General features: G+C 72.5%; 16 protein-coding genes and 1 riboswitch. Of the genes, 14 read left to right on the top strand and 2 right to left on the bottom strand.

The genetic code is table 11. The features are described from left to right. Positions 1 to 89: 89 nt before the first annotated feature. From ACFZBD_RS04530 to ACFZBD_RS04475, 12 genes are all read left to right on the top strand, one after another. A complete protein-coding gene (locus ACFZBD_RS04530; RefSeq protein WP_391135167.1) occupies positions 90 to 743 on the top strand; it encodes a WHG domain-containing protein in 654 nt (217 codons plus the stop codon). A 315-nt stretch (positions 744 to 1058) separates the two neighbouring features. Then, the gene (hpnC, locus tag ACFZBD_RS04525; protein ID WP_391135164.1) at positions 1059 to 1979 is read left to right on the top strand and encodes a squalene synthase HpnC; all 921 of its coding nucleotides are present in this window, start codon (positions 1059 to 1061) and stop codon (positions 1977 to 1979) included. Next, positions 1976 to 2926, top strand: coding sequence for a presqualene diphosphate synthase HpnD (gene hpnD, locus ACFZBD_RS04520; RefSeq protein WP_391135161.1), 951 nt, complete (start codon positions 1976 to 1978; stop codon positions 2924 to 2926). The genes hpnC and hpnD overlap by 4 nt, the downstream gene beginning before the upstream one ends. A gap of 289 nt (positions 2927 to 3215) precedes the next feature. Continuing rightward, a complete protein-coding gene (gene hpnE, locus ACFZBD_RS04515; protein ID WP_391135158.1) occupies positions 3216 to 4640 on the top strand; it encodes a hydroxysqualene dehydroxylase HpnE in 1425 nt (474 codons plus the stop codon). Further along, complete coding sequence (locus tag ACFZBD_RS04510) at positions 4637 to 5737, top strand: polyprenyl synthetase family protein (protein ID WP_391135155.1); 1101 nt, start codon at positions 4637 to 4639, stop codon at positions 5735 to 5737. The genes hpnE and ACFZBD_RS04510 overlap by 4 nt, the downstream gene beginning before the upstream one ends. A 108-nt stretch (positions 5738 to 5845) precedes the next feature. Further along, a complete protein-coding gene (gene shc / locus ACFZBD_RS04505; RefSeq protein WP_391135152.1) occupies positions 5846 to 8032 on the top strand; it encodes a squalene--hopene cyclase in 2187 nt (728 codons plus the stop codon). Beyond that, positions 8032 to 8685, top strand: coding sequence for a 1-hydroxy-2-methyl-2-butenyl 4-diphosphate reductase (locus ACFZBD_RS04500; protein ID WP_391135148.1), 654 nt, complete (start codon positions 8032 to 8034; stop codon positions 8683 to 8685). Before shc ends, ACFZBD_RS04500 begins: the two co-directional genes overlap by 1 nt. Before the next feature lie 7 nt (positions 8686 to 8692). Further along, the gene (gene hpnH, locus ACFZBD_RS04495) at positions 8693 to 9715 is read left to right on the top strand and encodes an adenosyl-hopene transferase HpnH (RefSeq protein ID WP_391135145.1); all 1023 of its coding nucleotides are present in this window, start codon (positions 8693 to 8695) and stop codon (positions 9713 to 9715) included. Between the two features lie 67 nt (positions 9716 to 9782). After that, complete coding sequence (gene dxs / locus ACFZBD_RS04490; protein ID WP_391135142.1) at positions 9783 to 11663, top strand: 1-deoxy-D-xylulose-5-phosphate synthase; 1881 nt, start codon at positions 9783 to 9785, stop codon at positions 11661 to 11663. Further along, complete coding sequence (locus ACFZBD_RS04485) at positions 11660 to 13078, top strand: aminotransferase class III-fold pyridoxal phosphate-dependent enzyme (RefSeq protein WP_391135139.1); 1419 nt, start codon at positions 11660 to 11662, stop codon at positions 13076 to 13078. Before dxs ends, ACFZBD_RS04485 begins: the two co-directional genes overlap by 4 nt. 109 nt (positions 13079 to 13187) lie before the next feature. Continuing rightward, the gene (locus ACFZBD_RS04480) at positions 13188 to 13835 is read left to right on the top strand and encodes a helix-turn-helix domain-containing protein (protein WP_391135136.1); all 648 of its coding nucleotides are present in this window, start codon (positions 13188 to 13190) and stop codon (positions 13833 to 13835) included. Positions 13836 to 13855: 20 nt separating this feature from the next. Then, complete coding sequence (locus ACFZBD_RS04475) at positions 13856 to 14011, top strand: DUF6126 family protein (RefSeq protein WP_391135133.1); 156 nt, start codon at positions 13856 to 13858, stop codon at positions 14009 to 14011. Between the two features lie 60 nt (positions 14012 to 14071). Here the strand turns inward: ACFZBD_RS04475 and ACFZBD_RS04470 are convergent, their stop codons facing one another. Then, positions 14072 to 14893, bottom strand: coding sequence for a tyrosine-protein phosphatase (locus ACFZBD_RS04470; RefSeq protein ID WP_391135130.1), 822 nt, complete (start codon positions 14891 to 14893; stop codon positions 14072 to 14074). 358 nt (positions 14894 to 15251) lie between these two features. After that, positions 15252 to 15440, top strand: a riboswitch (cyclic di-AMP (ydaO/yuaA leader). Positions 15441 to 15444: 4 nt separating this feature from the next. On the opposite strand from ACFZBD_RS04470, the gene ACFZBD_RS04465 reads away from it, so the two are divergent. Next, the gene (locus ACFZBD_RS04465; RefSeq protein ID WP_391135127.1) at positions 15445 to 16404 is read left to right on the top strand and encodes a peptidoglycan DD-metalloendopeptidase family protein; all 960 of its coding nucleotides are present in this window, start codon (positions 15445 to 15447) and stop codon (positions 16402 to 16404) included. A gap of 201 nt (positions 16405 to 16605) precedes the next feature. Beyond that, a complete protein-coding gene (locus tag ACFZBD_RS04460) occupies positions 16606 to 17373 on the top strand; it encodes a GDSL-type esterase/lipase family protein (RefSeq protein ID WP_391135124.1) in 768 nt (255 codons plus the stop codon). Here ACFZBD_RS04460 and ACFZBD_RS04455 read toward each other — a convergent pair. Further along, positions 17360 to 18226, bottom strand: coding sequence for an STM4011 family radical SAM protein (locus ACFZBD_RS04455; RefSeq protein ID WP_391135121.1), 867 nt, complete (start codon positions 18224 to 18226; stop codon positions 17360 to 17362). The two genes, ACFZBD_RS04460 and ACFZBD_RS04455, sit on opposite strands and share 14 nt — an antisense overlap. Positions 18227 to 18230 lie beyond the last annotated feature (4 nt).

Raw genomic sequence — 18230 nt, 5'->3', positions numbered from 1 at the left:
TGATCGCGTTGCGCACCGTCCCGGCCGCCCGTGCGTCGCGCTGCGTCACCTGGAATGTTCATGCGGTCAACATCGGGCAGGATGAGCCCATGGCAGCCTTCTCGGGGGGAAAGTCCTACCACCACGGTGATCTTCGCAACGCCCTGATCTCCGCAGCCGTCGACCTCGCCACCGAAGGTGGCCCCGAGCGGGTCGTCCTGCGCGAGACCGCCCGCCGGGTCGGCGTGTCGCCCACCGCCGCCTACCGTCACTTCGACGGCCGGGGCGAGCTGCTGCGGGCCGTCACGGTCCACGCCCAGCGGGCGCTCGCCGACTCCATGGAGCGCGCCGCCGCCCGCGCCCCGGGCGCCGACGACCCCACCCTCGCCGCCGAGCTGCGGCTCGCCGCCCTCGGCCGCGGCTATGTCGGCTTCGCGCTCGACCACCCCGGCCTTTACCGCGCCGCTTTCTGCACCCCCCGCTCTACCTGCGCGGACGGCTGGGCCCCCACCGGACAGACCTCCGAGCCCGAGCCCGAGATCCGGGCGTTCACCCTGCTGACGGACGCGCTGGAGGCCCTGGCCCGGACCCGCGGGCTCCCCGACCGGGTCCGCCCCGCCACCGAGATGGCCGCGTGGTCCGCCGTACACGGACTGTCACTCCTGCTGCTCGACGGGCCGCTGCGGCGGCTGCCGGCGCCTCGCCGTCAGGCCGTGGTCGAGTCCACCCTCGCCATGGTCGTCTCCGGAACCCGCGCCGACTGAACGTCAACGGAACGTGAACTTCCCCGCTAGCGGGCGATGTTGACGCGCCCGCGGATGTTCTCCCCGTGTGCCCGACACCCCTGCGTGGTGACGGGCGTTGTACAACGTAAGCTGTACCGGTGCTGATTCGTGGCAAGTGGGGCGATACCCCCTAGGCATCCCGGCCGTCAGGCGGCGTTCCCTCCGGGGAGGCCCGGTGGCGTGTCCGAAATAGGATGGATTGGATCGGCAGTGTAGAACAGGAGATGTGACGGCCATGACGCGAAATCTCCAGCTCCCCGAGAGTGTCGCCGTCCCCGCGTCGGGCAGCGCTCAGTGACGGGATCCCGGCAGGCGCGCCCCGACGCCACCTCGCGCTCCACGCTCGACAAGGCCACGGAAGAGAACTTCCCCGTGGCCCCCTTCTTCCTGCCCCGCGCCTGGCGCGAGGACCTCATGGCCGTGTACGGCTACGCCCGCCTCGTCGACGACATCGGCGACGGCGACCTCGCCCCCGGCGGCGCCGACGCCCGCCGCCTCGGCGTCGCCCCCGAGCGGGCCGAGGACCGGCTCGCGATGCTGGACGCCCTCCAGGCCGACCTCACCCGGGTGTTCGACCCCGCCGACGGCGGGCCACGCCACCCCCTGCTCAGGGCGCTGCTGCCGACCGTCCGGCGCCGCGCCCTCACCCCCGAGCCCTTCCTCGGACTCATCGAGGCCAACCGCCAGGACCAGCTCGTACGCCGCTACGAGACGTACGACGACCTCGCCGCCTACTGCGCCCTCTCCGCGAACCCCGTCGGACGTCTCGTCCTCGCCCTCACCGGCACCGCGACCCCCGAACGGATCCGCCGCTCCGACGCCGTCTGCACCGCCCTGCAGATCGTCGAGCACCTCCAGGACGTCGCCGAGGACCTCGGCCGGGACCGGATCTACCTCCCCGCCGAGGACATGAAACGTTTCCTTGTCACCGAGGACGACCTGGCCCGGCCCACCGGCAGTGCCTCGGTGCGCGCCCTCCTCGCCTTCGAGGCCGAGCGCGCCCGCGCGCTGCTCGACGACGGCGCCCCGCTGGTCGCGAGCGTGCACGGCAGGCTGCGCCTCCTCCTCGCCGGGTTCACCGCCGGCGGGCACGCCGCGCTCGACGCGATCGCCGCCGCCGGCTTCGACGTCCTGCCGGGGCCCCCGAAGGCCACCAAACCGAGTCTGATCCGCCACACGGGAGCGGTCCTGCTCCGCGCGCGGAGAGAGGGGTGAGCCGGACCGTGGAGGAACAGACGGAGACATCCCCACCGGTACAGGCCGCGTACAGCTACTGCGAGGCCGTCACCGGACAGCAGGCCCGTAACTTCGCCTACGGGATCCGGCTGCTGCCGACCGAGAAGCGCCAGGCCATGTCGGCCCTGTACGCCTTCTCCCGGCGCGTCGACGACATCGGCGACGGCGCCCTCGCCGGCGAGGTCAAGCGGGAACGCCTGGAGGCCACCCGCGCGCTGCTGGAGCGGATCCGCGCGGGAGCGGTCGACGACGACGACACCGACCCCGTCGCGGTCGCCCTCGCCGACGCCTCCCGCCGCTTCCCCATCCCGCTCGGCGGCCTCGACGAACTCATCGACGGCGTCCTGATGGACGTCGACGGCGAGACCTACGAGACCTGGGACGACCTCAAGGTCTACTGCCGGTGCGTCGCCGGCGCGATCGGACGGCTCTCGCTCGGCGTCTTCGGCGCCCAGCCCGGCGCGCACGGAGCCGAACGCGCCCCCGAGTACGCCGACACGCTGGGCCTCGCCCTCCAGCTCACCAACATCCTCCGGGACGTGCGGGAGGACGCGGGCAACGGCCGCCTGTACCTGCCCGCCGACGACCTCGCCAAGTTCGGCTGCGGCGACGGCTTCCACAGCGACACCCCGCCGGCCGGGTCCGACTTCACCGGCCTCGTCCACTACGAGGTCCGGCGCGCCCGGGCCCTCTTCGCCGAGGGCTACCGCCTGCTGCCCATGCTCGACCGGCGCAGCGGCGCCTGCGTCGCCGCCATGGCCGGCATCTACCGACGGCTGCTCGACCGGATCGAACGCGACCCCGGAGCCGTCCTGCGCGGCCGCGTCTCGCTCCCCGGCCACGAGAAGGCGTACGTCGCCGTCCGCGGCCTCTCAGGCCTCGACACCCGCCACATCTCCCGGCACACCGTCAGGAGGCGCGGCTGATGGCGTCGCGCACCACCCCGCACCGGGCAACCCCGGACCACGCCGTCGCGTCCCTGCCCGTGAGAGCCCTGGGCCGTGTCCGGAAAGTAGCGCGGTCTGCCCGCAGGGCAGGGCCCGCGGCGTCTGGTGCGTGCGATCGCAAGGCCGAGGGTCGCCCTCGTGCGGGGCGTACTCGGGTGATCCCGACAACGCGGCGTGGGGGCACCTCCCGTGCCCGAAGGGCTACGGGGAAGCGTGCCAGGCGGCGCGGCCAGGCGGGACTTTTCGGACACGACCTAGGGGGGAAGCCATGACCCACGACACCGCGCGCCCCGGCGGACAGCCGCACGCCGTCGTGGTCGGGGGCGGCCTCGCCGGGATCACCACCGCACTCCGGCTCGCCGAGGCGGGCGTGCGCGTCACCCTGCTCGAAGGCCGTCCACGCCTCGGCGGACTCGCCTTCTCCTTCCAGCGCGGCGACCTCACCGTCGACAACGGCCAGCACGTCTACCTGCGCTGCTGCACCGCCTACCGCTGGTTCCTCGACCGCGTCGACGGCACCCGCCTCGCACCCCTCCAGGACCGGCTCGACGTCCCCGTCCTCGACGTCGCCCACCCCCGCGGCCCGCGCCTCGGACGGCTGCGCCGCACCGCGCTGCCCGTCCCGCTGCACCTGGCGAAGAGCCTCGCCACCTACCCCCACCTGTCGCTCGCCGAACGCGCCGGCGTCGGACGCGCCGCCCTCGCCCTCCAGCGGCTCGACCCCGCCGACCCGGCCCTGGACGGCATCGACTTCGCCACCTGGCTCGGCCGGCACGGCCAGAGCCCCCGCGCCATCGAGGCGCTGTGGGACCTGGTCGGCGTCGCCACCCTCAACGCCACCGCGCCCCACGCCTCCATGGGCCTGGCCGCCATGGTCTTCAAGACCGGCCTCCTCTCCGAGCGCGGCGCCGCCGACATCGGCTGGGCGCACGTCCCGCTCGGCGAGCTCCACGACACCCGCGCCCGCAAGGCCCTCGACTCCCTCGGCGTCCGCACCGCCCTGCGCACCAAGGCCGAGCGGATCACCCGTACGGCCGAAGGCGGCTGGAGCGTCGACGTGGCCGGCGAAACGATCGAGGCGGACGCCGTCGTCCTCGCCGTACCGCAGCGCGAGACCCGTGCACTCCTGCCCGACGGCGCTCTCGACGACCCCGACCGGCTCCTCGACATCGGCACCGCCCCCATCCTCAACCTGCACGTCGTCTACGACCGCAAGGTGCTCCGGCAGCCGTTCTTCACCGCCCTCGGCTCCCCGGTCCAGTGGGTCTTCGACCGCACCGAGTCCTCCGGCCTGCTGAGGGGCGGGCTCGACGGGGCCCCGGGCCGGGGCGGTCAGTACCTCGCCGTCTCCCAGTCCGCCGCCCAGGACGACATCGACGAACCCGTCTCCGTCCTGCGCGAGCGCTACCTCCCGGAGCTGGAGCGACTGCTCCCCGCCGCCCGCACCGCCCGGGTCAGGGACTTCTTCGTCACCAGGGAGCGGACGGCGACCTTCGCCCCCACCCCGGGCGTCGGCCGGCTCCGCCCCGGCGCCCGCACCCACGCCCCCGGCCTCTACCTGGCCGGCACGTGGACCGCCACCGGCTGGCCCGCGACCATGGAGGGTGCCGTCCGCAGCGGTTTCAGCGCCGCGGACGCCGCGCTCCGCGCCCTCGGCCGCCGCCATGAACATCCGCTGCAGGAGGCGGTATGAGTGTGAGTACTGGAACAAGAGGAGAGACCGTGCCGACTGTGCCCCCGGTGAAACCGGCCGTCGACACCGCGGACGTGACCGCTCTGCTGGAGCGGGGGCGGACCCTGTCCACCCCCGTGCTGCGGGCGGCCGTCGACCGGCTCGCACCGCCCATGGACACCGTGGCCGCCTACCACTTCGGCTGGATCGACGCGCGGGGCAACCCCGCCGACGGGGACGGCGGCAAGGCCGTCCGCCCGGCGCTCGCCCTGCTCTCGGCCGAGGCCGCCGGAGCCCCCGCCGAGGTGGGTGTCCCCGGCGCCGTCGCCGTGGAGCTCGTCCACAACTTCTCGTTGCTGCACGACGACCTGATGGACGGCGACGAACAGCGCCGCCACCGCGACACCGTCTGGAAGGTCCACGGCCCCGCCCAGGCCATCCTCGTCGGGGACGCCCTCTTCGCGCTCGCCAACGAGATCCTGCTCGAGATCGGCACCGTCGAGGCCGGGCGGGCCACCCGCCGCCTCACCACGGCCAGCCGCAAGCTCATCGACGGGCAGGCCCAGGACATCTCCTACGAGCACCGCGAGCGGGTCACCGTCGAGGAGTGCCTGGAGATGGAGGGCAACAAGACGGGCGCGCTCCTCGCCTGCGCCGTCTCCATCGGCGCGGTCCTCGGCGGCGCAGACGACCGCACGGCGGACAAGCTGGAGGAGTACGGCTACCACCTCGGCCTCGCCTTCCAGGCCGTCGACGACCTCCTCGGCATCTGGGGCGACCCGGAGTCCACCGGGAAGCAGACGTGGAGCGACCTGCGCCAGCGCAAGAAGTCCCTCCCGGTCGTCGCCGCCCTCGCCGCCGGCGGCGAGGCCTCCGAGCGGCTCGGCGAACTGCTCGCCGCCGACGCCAAGTCCAACGAGTTCGAGTCCTTCTCCGAGGAGGAGTTCGCCACCCGCGCCGCCCTCATCGAGGAGGCCGGCGGCCGCGACTGGACCTCCCAGGAGGCCCGCCGCCAGCACGCCATCGCCATCGACGCCCTGCACGGGGTCGACATGCCCGAGCGGGTCCGGGCGCAGCTCACCGCGCTCGCCGACTTCGTCGTCGTACGGAAGAGATGATCACCATCACCCTGATATGAGTTCGCAGTCGCCGGCCGGTGCCATCCGGCGCCGGCCGACGGCAGACCCGAAGCAGCGGAAGTACACCTACTGCACGAAGGGGACGCCATGACAGCGACGACCGACGGAAGCGCCGGGGCCGTGGGCCCCCTGGCGGCCGCGGCCAGCGAAGTATCCGACACCACCGCCGTGACGGCCGGCCTCCAGGAGGCGGCCGTCCGGACCGCGGAGCCCGTGACGGCCGGCCGGGACCGGCTCGCCAAGCCCACGGGCGGACAGGACCGGCTCACCGTCCGGACCGCGGACCCCGGCAAGGACCGGCTCACCGTCCGGACCACCGAGCCGGCGCCCGGCCCGGACCCGCTCACTGTCGGGGCCACCGAGCCCCCGGAGGGCGGCGGCCTCGACCGGCTCGCCGCCCGGGCCGCGGAGCGCTCCATCGCCCATCTCCTCGGCCGCCAGGACGCCGAAGGCTGGTGGAAGGGTGACCTGGAGACCAACGTCACCATGGACGCCGAGGACCTCCTCCTGCGCCAGTTCCTCGGCATCCAGGACGAGGAGACGACCCGGGCCGCCGGCCTCTTCATCAGGGGCGAGCAGCGCGAGGACGGCGCCTGGGCCACCTTCCACGGCGGGCCCGGCGAACTCTCCGCCACCGTCGAGGCGTACGTCGCACTGCGGCTCGCGGGGGACCTGCCCGACGATCCGCACATGGCGCGCGCCGCCGCCTGGGTCCGGGAGCGGGGCGGGATCGCCGCGGCCAGGGTCTTCACCCGGATCTGGCTCGCGCTCTTCGGCTGGTGGCGCTGGGAGGACCTGCCCGAGCTGCCCCCCGAGCTGATCTTCCTGCCGAAGTGGTTCCCGCTCAACATCTACGACTTCGGCTGCTGGGCGCGGCAGACCATCGTGCCGCTCACCGTGGTCTCCGCCAAGCGCCCGGTCCGCCCGGCCCCCTTCCCGCTGGACGAGCTGCACGCCGACCCGGCCCGGCCGAACCCGTCCAGGCCCCTGGCGCCCGCGGCCAGTTGGGACGGCCTCTTCCAGCGGCTCGACAAGGCCCTGCACCTCTACCACCGGGTCGCTCCGCGCCGGCTGCGCAAGGCGGCGATGAACGCGGCCGCCCGCTGGATCGTCGAGCGCCAGGAGAACGACGGCTGCTGGGGAGGCATCCAGCCGCCCGCGGTCTACTCGGTGATCGCCCTCCACCTGCTCGGCTACGACCTCCAGCACCCGGTCATGCGCGCCGGTCTCGACTCCCTCGACCGGTTCGCGGTCCGGCGCGAGGACGGCGCGCGGATGATCGAGGCGTGCCAGTCGCCGGTCTGGGACACCTGCCTGGCGACCATCGCCCTCGCCGACGCGGGCGTGCCGGCGGACCACCCGGCCCTGGTCAGGGCCGCCGACTGGATGCTGGGCGAGGAGATCGTCAGGCCGGGCGACTGGGCGGTGCGCAGGCCCGGACTCCCGCCGGGCGGCTGGGCGTTCGAGTTCCACAACGACAACTACCCGGACATCGACGACACCGCCGAGGTCGTCCTCGCGCTGCGTCGGGTGCGGCACCCCGACCCCGCCCGGATCGAGTCCGCGATCGCCCGCGGCGTCCGCTGGAGCCTCGGCATGCAGTCCGGTAACGGCGCCTGGGCGGCGTTCGACGCCGACAACACCAGTGCCTTCCCCAACCGGCTGCCCTTCTGCGACTTCGGCGAGGTCATCGACCCGCCGTCGGCCGATGTCACCGCCCATGTGGTGGAGATGCTCGCCTACGAGGGCAAGGCCAGCCACCCCCGTACCCGTCGGGGGATCGAGTGGCTGCTCGCCGAACAGGAGCCGTTCGGGGGCTGGTTCGGCCGCTGGGGCGTCAACTACGTCTACGGCACCGGTTCGGTGGTCCCGGCCCTCGTCGCCGCCGGGATGCCCGCCTCCCATTCGGCGATCCGCCGGGCCGTCGCCTGGCTGGAGTCCGTACAGAACGAGGACGGCGGCTGGGGCGAGGACCTGCGCTCGTACAAGGAACGGGCCTGGATCGGCCAGGGCGCTTCCACCGCGTCGCAGACGGCCTGGGCGCTGCTGGCGCTCCTGGCCGCGGGCGAGCGCGCGTCCACGGCGGTGGAGCGGGGTGTCGCCTGGCTGGCCGAGACCCAGCGGCCGGACGGCTCCTGGGACGAGCCGTACTTCACCGGTACCGGCTTCCCGTGGGACTTCTCGATCAACTACCACCTCTACCGTCAGGTGTTCCCGCTCACCGCGCTCGGACGGTATGTGAACGGCGAGCCGGCCCCCTCCAGGGAGGGCTGATGGGCGAGGAGCCGCGGTCCGCGGGCTCCGTGCCGCCGCTGCTGATCGCCTGCGCCCTGGGCATCGAGCGGCTCGCCCTGCGCGGCGGCGGCCGGGGCGGCGCGCCGGGGCCCTTCGCCGTCGTCCGTACGGGCATGGGACCCGCGCAGGCCCGGCGGACCGTGTCCCGGGCGCTCGGAGAGGAGGCCTGGCGGGACGCCGCCGTCGTGGCCTCCGGATTCTGCGCGGGTCTCGCCGCCGGGATGCACCCGGGCGATCTGATCGTCGCCGAGGAGACCCGGGGACCGGACGGCACCACCCGCTGCACCGGGACGGAGCTGCTGGTCGAGGCGGTGAGCCGGGCGCTGCCCGGGCGGACGGTGCACACCGGCCCGCTGACCGGCTCCGACCACGTGGTGCGCGGCCCCGAGCGGTCCGAGCTGCGGGACACCGGGGCGATCGCGGTGGACATGGAGTCGGCCGCCACGCTCCGTACCGCTCTGGCCGCCGGACCCCGCCCGGTTGCGGCCGTACGGGTGGTCGTGGATGCTCCGGAGCACGAACTTGTCCGAATTGGCACGGTACGGGGAGGAATATCTGCTTTCCGGGTTCTTCGTGCCGTCCGCCCTGCATTCTTCGAATGGCACCGTTCTTTGCTGCTCCCCAGGAGGTGAACGAGTTATGGCCATGCCGCTCCGTCAGTCCATCCGCGTCGGGACCTATCTCTTCGAACAGAAGTTGCGCAAGCGCGAGAAGTTCCCTTTGATCGTCGAACTGGAGCCGCTGTACGCCTGCAACCTCAAGTGCGAGGGCTGCGGGAAGATCCAGCACCCGGCGGGAGTGCTCAAGCAGCGCATGCCGGTCGCCCAGGCGGTCGGCGCGGTCCTGGAGTCCGGGGCGCCCATGGTCTCCATCGCCGGCGGCGAACCGTTGATGCACCCTCAGATCCACGAGATCGTCCGACAGTTGGTGGCGAAGAGAAAGTACGTCTTCCTCTGCACCAACGCCATGCTGCTGCGCAAGAAGCTGGAGAACTTCACCCCCTCCCCGTACTTCGCCTTCGCCGTGCACATCGACGGGCTGCGTGAGCGGCACGACGAGTCCGTCGCCAAGGAAGGCGTCTTCGACGAGGCGGTGGCGGCGATCAAGGAGGCCAAGCGGCGCGGCTTCCGGGTCACCACCAACTCCACCTTCTTCAACACCGACACCCCGCAGACCATCATCGAGGTGCTCAACTACCTCAACGACGACCTCCGGGTCGACGAGATGATGATCTCGCCCGCGTACGCCTACGAGAAGGCGCCCGACCAGGAGCACTTCCTCGGCGTCGAACAGACCAGGGAGCTCTTCCGGAAGGCCTTCGCGGGCGGCAACCGGCGCCGCTGGCGCCTCAACCACTCGCCGCTCTTCCTGGACTTCCTGGAAGGCAAGGCCGATTTCCCCTGCACCGCGTGGGCGATCCCGAACTACTCCCTCTTCGGCTGGCAGCGACCCTGCTATCTGATGAGCGACGGATACGTGCCCACCTACCGCGAGCTGGTCGAGGACACCGACTGGGAGAAGTACGGCCGCGGCAAGGACCCGCGCTGCGCCAACTGCATGGCGCACTGCGGCTACGAACCCACCGCCGTCCTCGCCACCATGGGCTCGCTGAAGGAGTCCCTCCGGGCGGTCCGCGAGACCGTCTCCGGAAGCAACGGCTGATCCGAGGGGTGCGGGGAGCCCGCGACACCGTCGCGGGCCCCCGCCTCCGCGAGAAAGGGGGCCGCACATGACGATCCTGGAGAACATCCGGGGGCCGCACGACCTCCGGCCGCTCGACGGTCCGGAGCTGACCGCACTGGCCGAGGAGATCCGGCGGTTCCTGATCCACTCGGTCGCCCGGACCGGCGGTCACCTGGGACCCAACCTGGGCGTGGTCGAGCTGACCCTCGCCCTCCACCGGGTCTTCGACTCGCCCGCCGACCGCATCCTCTGGGACACCGGGCACCAGAGCTACGTCCACAAACTCGTCACCGGCCGCCAGGACTTCTCGAAGCTGCGCGGCAAGGGCGGACTCTCCGGCTATCCCTCACGCGCCGAGTCCGAGCACGACGTCATCGAGAACTCGCACGCCTCCACCGTCCTCGGCTGGGCCGACGGCCTCGCCAAGGCCAACGAACGCCGGGGCAAGGACGACCACGTCGTCGCCGTCATCGGCGACGGCGCCCTGACCGGCGGTATGGCCTGGGAGGCGCTCAACAACATCGCCGCCGCCCGCGACCGGCCGCTGATCATCGTCGTCAACGACAACGAACGGTCCTACGCCCCCACCATCGGCGGCCTCGCCGACCATCTGGCGACCCTGCGGACCAGCGACGGCTACGAACGCTTCCTGGCCCGCGGCAAGGACATCCTGGAGCGCACGCCCGTCGTGGGCAAGCCGCTCTACGGGTCGTTGCACGGCGCCAAGAAGGGCTTCAAGGACACCTTCGCGCCCCAGGGCCTCTTCGAGGACCTCGGCCTGAAGTACCTCGGCCCCGTCGACGGGCACGACATCGCCGCCGTCGAGTCCGCGCTGCGGCGCGCGAAGCGGTTCCACGGACCGGTGCTCGTGCACTGCCTCACCGAGAAGGGCCGCGGCTACCAGCCGGCCCTCCGGGACGAGGCCGACCGCTTCCACGCCGTCGGCGCCATGGACCCGCACACCTGCGCACCCCTCGCCCCGGCGGCCGGACCGTCCTGGACCGCCGTCTTCGGCGACGCCCTCGCCGAGATCGGCGCCGAGCGGCCCGACGTCGTCGCGATCACCGCCGCCATGCTCCAGCCCGTCGGCCTGAGCCGCTTCGCCGAGCGCTTCCCCGACCGGGTCTGGGACGTGGGCATCGCCGAGCAGCACGCCGCCGTGTCGGCGGCCGGCCTCGCCGCCGGCGGGCTCCACCCGGTCGTCGCCGTCTACGCCACCTTCCTCAACCGCGCCTTCGACCAACTCCTGATGGACGTCGCCCTGCACAAGTGCGGCGTCACCTTCGTCCTCGACCGGGCCGGTGTCACCGGCACCGACGGCGCCTCCCACAACGGCGTCTGGGACCTCTCCCTCCTCCAGGTCGTCCCCGGACTGCGGATCGCCGCCCCGCGCGACACCGACCGGCTGCGCGCCCAGCTGCGCGAGGCCGTCGACGTCCACGACGCGCCGACGCTGCTGCGCTTCCCCAAGGAGACGGCGGGCGAGCCGATCCCCGCCGTGGGCCGGATCGGCCGGATGGACGTGCTGCGCGACGAGCCCGATGCGGAGGTCCTGCTGGTCGCCGTCGGCGTGATGGCCGACACCTGCCTCCGTACCGCCGACCTGCTCGCCGACCGCGGAGTGCGCTGCACCGTCGTCGACCCCTGCTGGGTCACACCGGTCGACGCCCACCTCCCCCCGCTCGCCGCCCGGCACCGGCTCGTCGCCGTCGTGGAGGACAACAGCCGTACGGGAGGGGTCGGCGCCGCCGTCGGCCAGGCGCTGCGCGACGCGGACGTCGACGTGCCCCTGCGGTCCTTCGGGATCCCCGAACAGTTCCTCGCCCACGCCAGGAGGAGCGAGGTGCTCGCCGACCTCGGGCTCACCCCGGTGGAGATCGCCGGACGGATCAGCGCCGCCCTGGCACACAAGGAGAAGGCTCGATGAACGACGCCATGGGCCACGCGACGGACCGCCCCGAGGGCGCCTTCGATCTCCGGGCGCTGCTGGCCGCCCGCGGCGCCGAGCGGTACGAGCTGCACACCCGGCACCTCAACCACCAGCTGCCGCGCATGCTGCACACCCTCGGCTTCGACAAGGTGTACGAGCGGGCCGAGGGCGCCCACTTCTGGGATGCCGAGGGCGGCGACTACCTCGACATGCTGGCCGGCTTCGGCGTCATGGGCCTCGGCCGGCACCACCCCGTCGTCCGCAAGGCCCTCCACGACGTCCTCGACGCCTCGCTCGCCGACCTCACCCGCTTCGACTGCCAGCCCCTGCCCGGACTGCTGGCCGAACGGCTCCTCGCCCACAGCCCCCACCTGGACCGGGTCTTCTTCGGCAACAGCGGCACGGAGGCCGTGGAGACGGCGCTGAAGTTCGCGCGGTACGCCACCGGACGGCCGAGGATCCTCTACTGCTCGCACGCCTTCCACGGCCTGACCACCGGCTCTCTCTCCGTCAACGGCGAGAAGAGCTTCCGCGACGGCTTCGCCCCGCTTCTGCCCGACACCCCGATCGAGCTGGGCGACCTCGACGCGCTGGAGCGGGAGCTGCGCACGGGGGACGTCGCCGCCTTCGTCGTGGAGCCCATCCAGGGCAAGGGCGTCCAGGAGGCCCCGCCCGGATTCCTGTGCGCGGCCCAGGAGCTGCTGCACCGGCACGGGGCGCTGCTCATCGCCGACGAGGTGCAGACCGGGCTCGGCAGGACCGGCGACTTCTACGCGTACCAGCACGAGGACGGGGTCGAGCCCGACCTGGTCTGCGTCGCCAAGGCGCTCTCCGGCGGGTACGTCCCCGTCGGGGCGACCCTGGGCAAGGACTGGATCTTCAAGAAGGTGTACTCCTCGATGGACCGGGTGCTCGTCCACTCGGCCAGTTTCGGGTCGAACGCGCAGGCCATGGCGGCCGGGCTGGCCGTGCTCTCGGTGATGGAGTCCGAGGGGACGGTGGCGCACGCGCGGCGGATGGGCGAGCTGCTGTCCTCGCGGCTGCGGGAGCTCGTCCCGCGCTACGAACTCCTGCACGACATCCGCGGCCGGGGCCTGATGATCGGGATCCAGTTCGGGCGGCCCTCCTCGCTCGGGCTGCGCGGCCGGTGGACCATGCTGCAGGCCGCCCGCAAGGGACTCTTCGCCCAGATGGTGGTCGTCCCGCTGCTCCAGCGGCACCGCATCCTGACCCAGGTGTCGGGTGACCACATGGAAGTGATCAAACTGATTCCGCCGCTGGTGATCGACGAGACGGACGTGGAGCGGTTCATGACCGCCTTCACGGCGGTGATGGACGAGGCGCACGGGGGCGGCGGACTGATGTGGGACTTCGGCAAGACGCTGGTCAAGCAGGCCGTCGCACAGCGCTAGCACCGGAGACGGCACGGCGGCCCTCACGGTCGGGCGCTCCTGGCCGGGGCGGATTTGCCCCTGAGGCAAGAAACTTGCCTCAGGGGAAAGATCCTGGCGCAATGGGGGCATGGAGCACCTCCCCGGGGAGCCGTCCCCGGACCCCCTCGCGCCGGACGGCCCGGACGAAGCCGGCGCGCTGCCCGACATGGCCCCCCAGCTGCGGGGGCTGCGCCGACGGCGCGGGCTCACCCTGGAAGTCGCGGCCCGGCGGGCCAGGCTCTCCCCGGCGCACCTCTCGCGCCTGGAGACCGGCCGGCGCCAGCCCTCGCTGCCGATGCTGCTCGCGCTGGCCCGTATCTACGGTACGACGGTCTCCGCGCTCCTCGGCGAGGTGCCCCCCGAGCGCGACCCGGTCATCCGCGCCGACCGGTCCGAGCCGGTCGAGGCCGACGGCTGGATCTACCACCAGGCGGGCGGAGCCGGCCGCGCCCTGCAGGCGCTCCGCGTCCACGTGCCGTACGCCACCCGCTCCGACATCGTGCGCGTCCATCCCGGCGAGGAGTGGCTGCACGTGATCGACGGGCGGGTGCGGCTCTCCCTCGGCGGCGCCGTGCACGTCCTGGACCCGGGCGACAGCGCCCATTTCGACTCGCTCACGCCCCACCGCATCGGCGCCGCCACGCGCGGGGGCGCCGACCTGCTCTTCGTCCACACGCTGATGCAGAGCCCCGCGGCCGAGACCTGTCTCGGCGACACGACCGCCCGCCCGCGATGAGCCCCCGGAAGGGATCCGACATGTCCGACAAATCAACTGCGGTCACCGGCGAGGAGCGTGGGGGCGGCAAGTTCCCCAAGGGCCTGGTCCTGCGGCTCTTCGCCTATCTGGTGGCCGGACACCTCTTCGCCGGCTTCCTCTACCTGCTGTTCCTGCTCGGCGGCCAGAACCAGTAGCGGACCGCGAGCGGGCCCGGAGGCCCGGCCCCGCTCGCTCGTCGCGCCGGTCCCGGCCGCTCAGACCTCGGTGGGCCCGGTCACCAGGCTCCGGCGCAGGCGCTCCCGGGTCTCCGGGGTGAGCCCGAGGCCCTGCGAGAGATACGCCTCGACCGTTCCCCAGGTCTGCTCCATCGTCTCGAAGGCCGCCCGGAGGTACTCCACCCGCGCGTCGAAGAGGGGGCTCAGCAGCTCCATCACCTCGGGCGCCATGGCGTCCGCCGAGGTGGAGCTGCGGCGGATCTTGTAGCGGCGGTGCGGGTCGTTCGACTTGACGTAGTCCGCCTCGATCGCCTCCCGCTCGACGCCCACCGCGAGCAGCGAGATCGCGATGGAGAGCCCCGCCCGGTCCTTCCCGGCGGCGCAGTGCATCAGCGCGGGAACGCTGTCGTCGGCCATCGCGTGCAGGACGCGGCTGTGCTCCGCCGTCCGCTCGACCACCATCTTCCGGTAGGAATCGGACATTCGGTCGGCCGCCTTACCGTCGCCGAGCGCCTCGCGCAGCTGATCCAGTTCGCCGCCGCTGACCAGCTTCCAGAACTCCTTGCCGTCCGCCGGGTCGTTGAGCGGGATGTTCACGTTCCGCACGCCGGGCAGCTCGACGTCCGCGCCCTCCACCTTCCGGTCGGCCGCGTTGCGGAAGTCGAAGACGGTGTGCAGCCCCAGGCCGGCGAGGAAGGCCGCGTCGTCCTCGGTGGCATGGGCGAGGTGGCCACTGCGGTAGAGGCGTCCGAACCGGACCGACCCGCCGTCCTCGGTCGGCAGGCCGCCCACGTCCCGGAAATTGCGGACCCCGGTCAGCTCGGGTTCGGTCGACGAGACCTGGGGCAGCTGCTGCGTCACGAGTGCTCCTGAAGGTTGGCGGACTTCGACGATACGAGATCGGTTCCAGGGGCAATCATTCCGGGTGACGAGCCGGGCGCACACCCCTCGGACGGGAATGGGTGTTCTGTCCGAATTAGGGCCTTGGTGATAACGCGCCCTGATTGCAGGGGAGATGGGTTTCGTCGCGTGAGCAGCGTCTCACAGGTGACGGACCGTGCCTGATCGTCTTCTGCAAACGCCCTGCGAGAAAAGGATGTCGAGAGTCCCGCATCCACGGAGGGTGACCGGAATTCCGGACGTATATCGCTCCTCCGAATGGGCGGGGAAAAGAGCGGCTTGTTCACGCCGACCCCGCTCGTCTACGGTCACCGTCAATCCGGTCGGACCGCCGAATCCTGCCACCGTCCGGAATCCGCACCCACCCACGTACGGCAGGAGCGGGGGACCCAGGTAGTACGCCGATCCGGTCGATCCGGAGCGGCTTGGGGTGAAGTCGCGAGCGATCGCGACCGGGCAACTCCAGCCCGAACCCGACAGCTCACCTCGTAGGCGACGGAGAGGAATTCGCCATGCCCGCGAAGGGTAAGCACCGCCGTCCCAAGGTCAACCCGATCACGCGCGGATTCGTCGCCGCCGGAACGGGCGGCGCCGTCGTCGCCCTGCCGCTCCTCGGCGCGACCGGAGCCCACGCCGCCGAGAAGTCCGCCCCGACCGTGACCCCCGAGCAGGCCGTCGCCGCCGTGGCCGCCGCTCCCGCGAAGGCGCCGGCCGCCCCCGCCGCCGCCAAGGCGAAGCCCACGACGTACTCCGTCGTGGCGGGCGACTACCTGTCCAAGATCGCCTCCGAGCACCACCTGGCCGGCGGCTGGAAGAAGCTCTACCAGGACAACCGCCAGGTCGTCGGCGAGAACCCCTCGCTGATCTTCCCCGGCATGAAGCTCAGCATCGGCGCGAAGTCGACGGCCGAGGCGCCCGCCCCGAAGGCCAAGGCCCCCAAGGCCGCGCCGAAGGCCGCCCCCAAGGCCGAGAAGTCCTCCGCCGACGCGTCCGAGACCCGCAGCTCCCGCAGCGCCGAGCGCACCCAGCCGGCGCCCGCCCAGGAGCAGCCCGCCCAGGCCGCGTCCTCCGGCTGGGTCGCCCCCGTCAGCGGCGGCATCTCCACCCAGTACCGCGCCTCGGGCTCCATGTGGTCCTCCGGCTACCACACGGGCGTCGACTTCATGGCCTCCTCCGGCACCTCCGTCAAGGCCGTCGGCGCGGGCACCGTCCACTCCGCCGGCTGGAGCGGTTCGTACGGCAACGAGGTCGTCATCCAGCACGCGGACGGCACCTACTCGCAGTACGCCCACCTCTCCTCCCTCTCCGTCTCCACCGGCCAGTCCGTCAGCGGCGGCGACGAGATCGGCCTGTCGGGCTCCACCGGCAACTCCAGCGGCCCGCACCTCCACTTCGAGATGCGCACCGGGCCGAGCTACGGCTCGGACATCGACCCGCTCGAGTACCTCCGCCAGAAGGGCGTCGGTATCTGACGCACCCCACCCGGAATCGCCTTCTCTCCGGGTGCGCACCGGGCCCGGCACCTTCGTGCCGGGCCCTTCGCGTATTCCGCCTTGGTGCAATCTTGACCGGTGGCATATCTCACCCTCCGTCAACCCCTCCTTACGGTCGCGTAGGTCACACCCGTAAAGGAAAGATGTGCTCCCGTGGCAGACGATTCGAGATCAAGAGACATGGACGTATTCGGGTCGTACGCGGCGATCGGAGACAGCTTCACCGAGGGCGTGGGAGACCCCGGCCCCGGCGGGAGCTTCCTCGGCTGGGCGGACCGTTTCGCGGTCCTCCTCGCCGACCGGCTGCCGGAGAACGACGCGTTCCGTTACGCCAATCTGGCCGTGCGCGGACGCCTCCTCGACCAGATCGTGGCGGAGCAGGTCCCGCGGGCGAAGCAGCTCGCCCCCGACCTGGTGACCTTCTGCGCGGGCGGCAACGACATCATCCGGCCCGGCAGCGACCCGGACGCCGTCGCCGAACGCTTCGAGCGCGCCGTCGCCGACCTCACCTCGGCCGTCGGCACGGTCATGGTGACCACCGGCTTCGACACCCGCGACGTGCCCGTGCTGCGCCATCTGCGCGGCAAGATCGCCACCTACACCGCCCACGTCCGGTCCATCGCCGACCGCTACGGCTGCCCGGTCCTGGACCTGTGGTCGCTCAAGTCCGTCCAGGACAGGCGGGCTTGGGACGGTGACCGGCTGCACCTCTCGCCCGAGGGGCACACCCGCGTCGCGCTCCGCGCCGCCCAGGTCCTCGGCATCGAGGTACCGGCCGACCCGGACCAGCCGTGGCCGCCCCTGCCCCCGCGCGGCGCGCTCGACCTGCGCCGCGACGACATCCTGTGGGCCAGGGAGTACCTCGTGCCGTGGATCGGCCGCCGGCTGCGGGGCGAGAGTTCGGGCGACCACGTGGCGGCCAAGCGGCCCGACCTCATGCCCCTCTAGGACCGCCCGGCGGCGCCGCCGGGATCCGCTCCAGGACCCCGCCCGCGAACACGTCGTACAGCGGCAGCGACTCCAGATGGACGTAGCCGATGTGGCAGTCGCAGACGGAGAGCGGGCAGGCGCGCGGGCGCAGGGCGGCGCGGTAGGAACCGTCGTAGAGACCGCCCAGCTCGGCCTTGACGAAGTGGCAGCGCCGGACCGTCCCGTCGCCGTCCACGGAGATCACCGACTCGCCGGTCCGGCAGGGGAGACCGGCCGAGCGGTGCGGACGGCGGCTGTACGGGAAGAGGGGGTCGAGCGCCGTCCAGGCGTCGGCCTCCTCGTCGGTGTAGGCGTACCCCTCGGCGGCGTTGATCCAGAGGTAGACCTCGGACGGCAGCTCCGCCCGCAGCCGTACGGCGTGCTCCCGGTGCTCCGGCAGTCCGACGACCCCCACGCTGAACCGCGTCCCCCGGGCCGCCAGCTCACCGCACTTGGCGAGGAACCGGTCGTAGGGCGTCTGGCCGGGGTGGTACGTGCACCAGAGCGCGAGGGTCCGGGGGTCGGCCTCCGCCAGCCAGTCGGTGCGGCAGCTCAGGTTGGTCTGGATCGCGACCCGCTCGACATGCGGCAGCCGGGACAGCTCGGTGAGCGTCCGCCGGTACCAGGAGCGGACCAGTCCCTCGCCCCACGGGGTGAACAGGATCCGCAGCCGGTCGCCGGTCTGCCCGGCCACCCAGGCGGAGAACCGTTCCAGCGCGGCCCGGTCCGCGCGGAGTTGCTCCCGGCTGTCGCGCCGCTTGGCGAAGGGGCAGTACGGACAGTCGTAGTCACAGGAGGCCAGCGGCCCCCGGTACAGGATCGTCAGGTCCACGCGG

The organism is Streptomyces sp. NPDC008121, from assembly GCF_042957155.1.
GTDB lineage: Bacteria > Actinomycetota > Actinomycetes > Streptomycetales > Streptomycetaceae > Streptomyces.
This window is presented reverse-complemented; position numbering and strand designations above follow the sequence as displayed.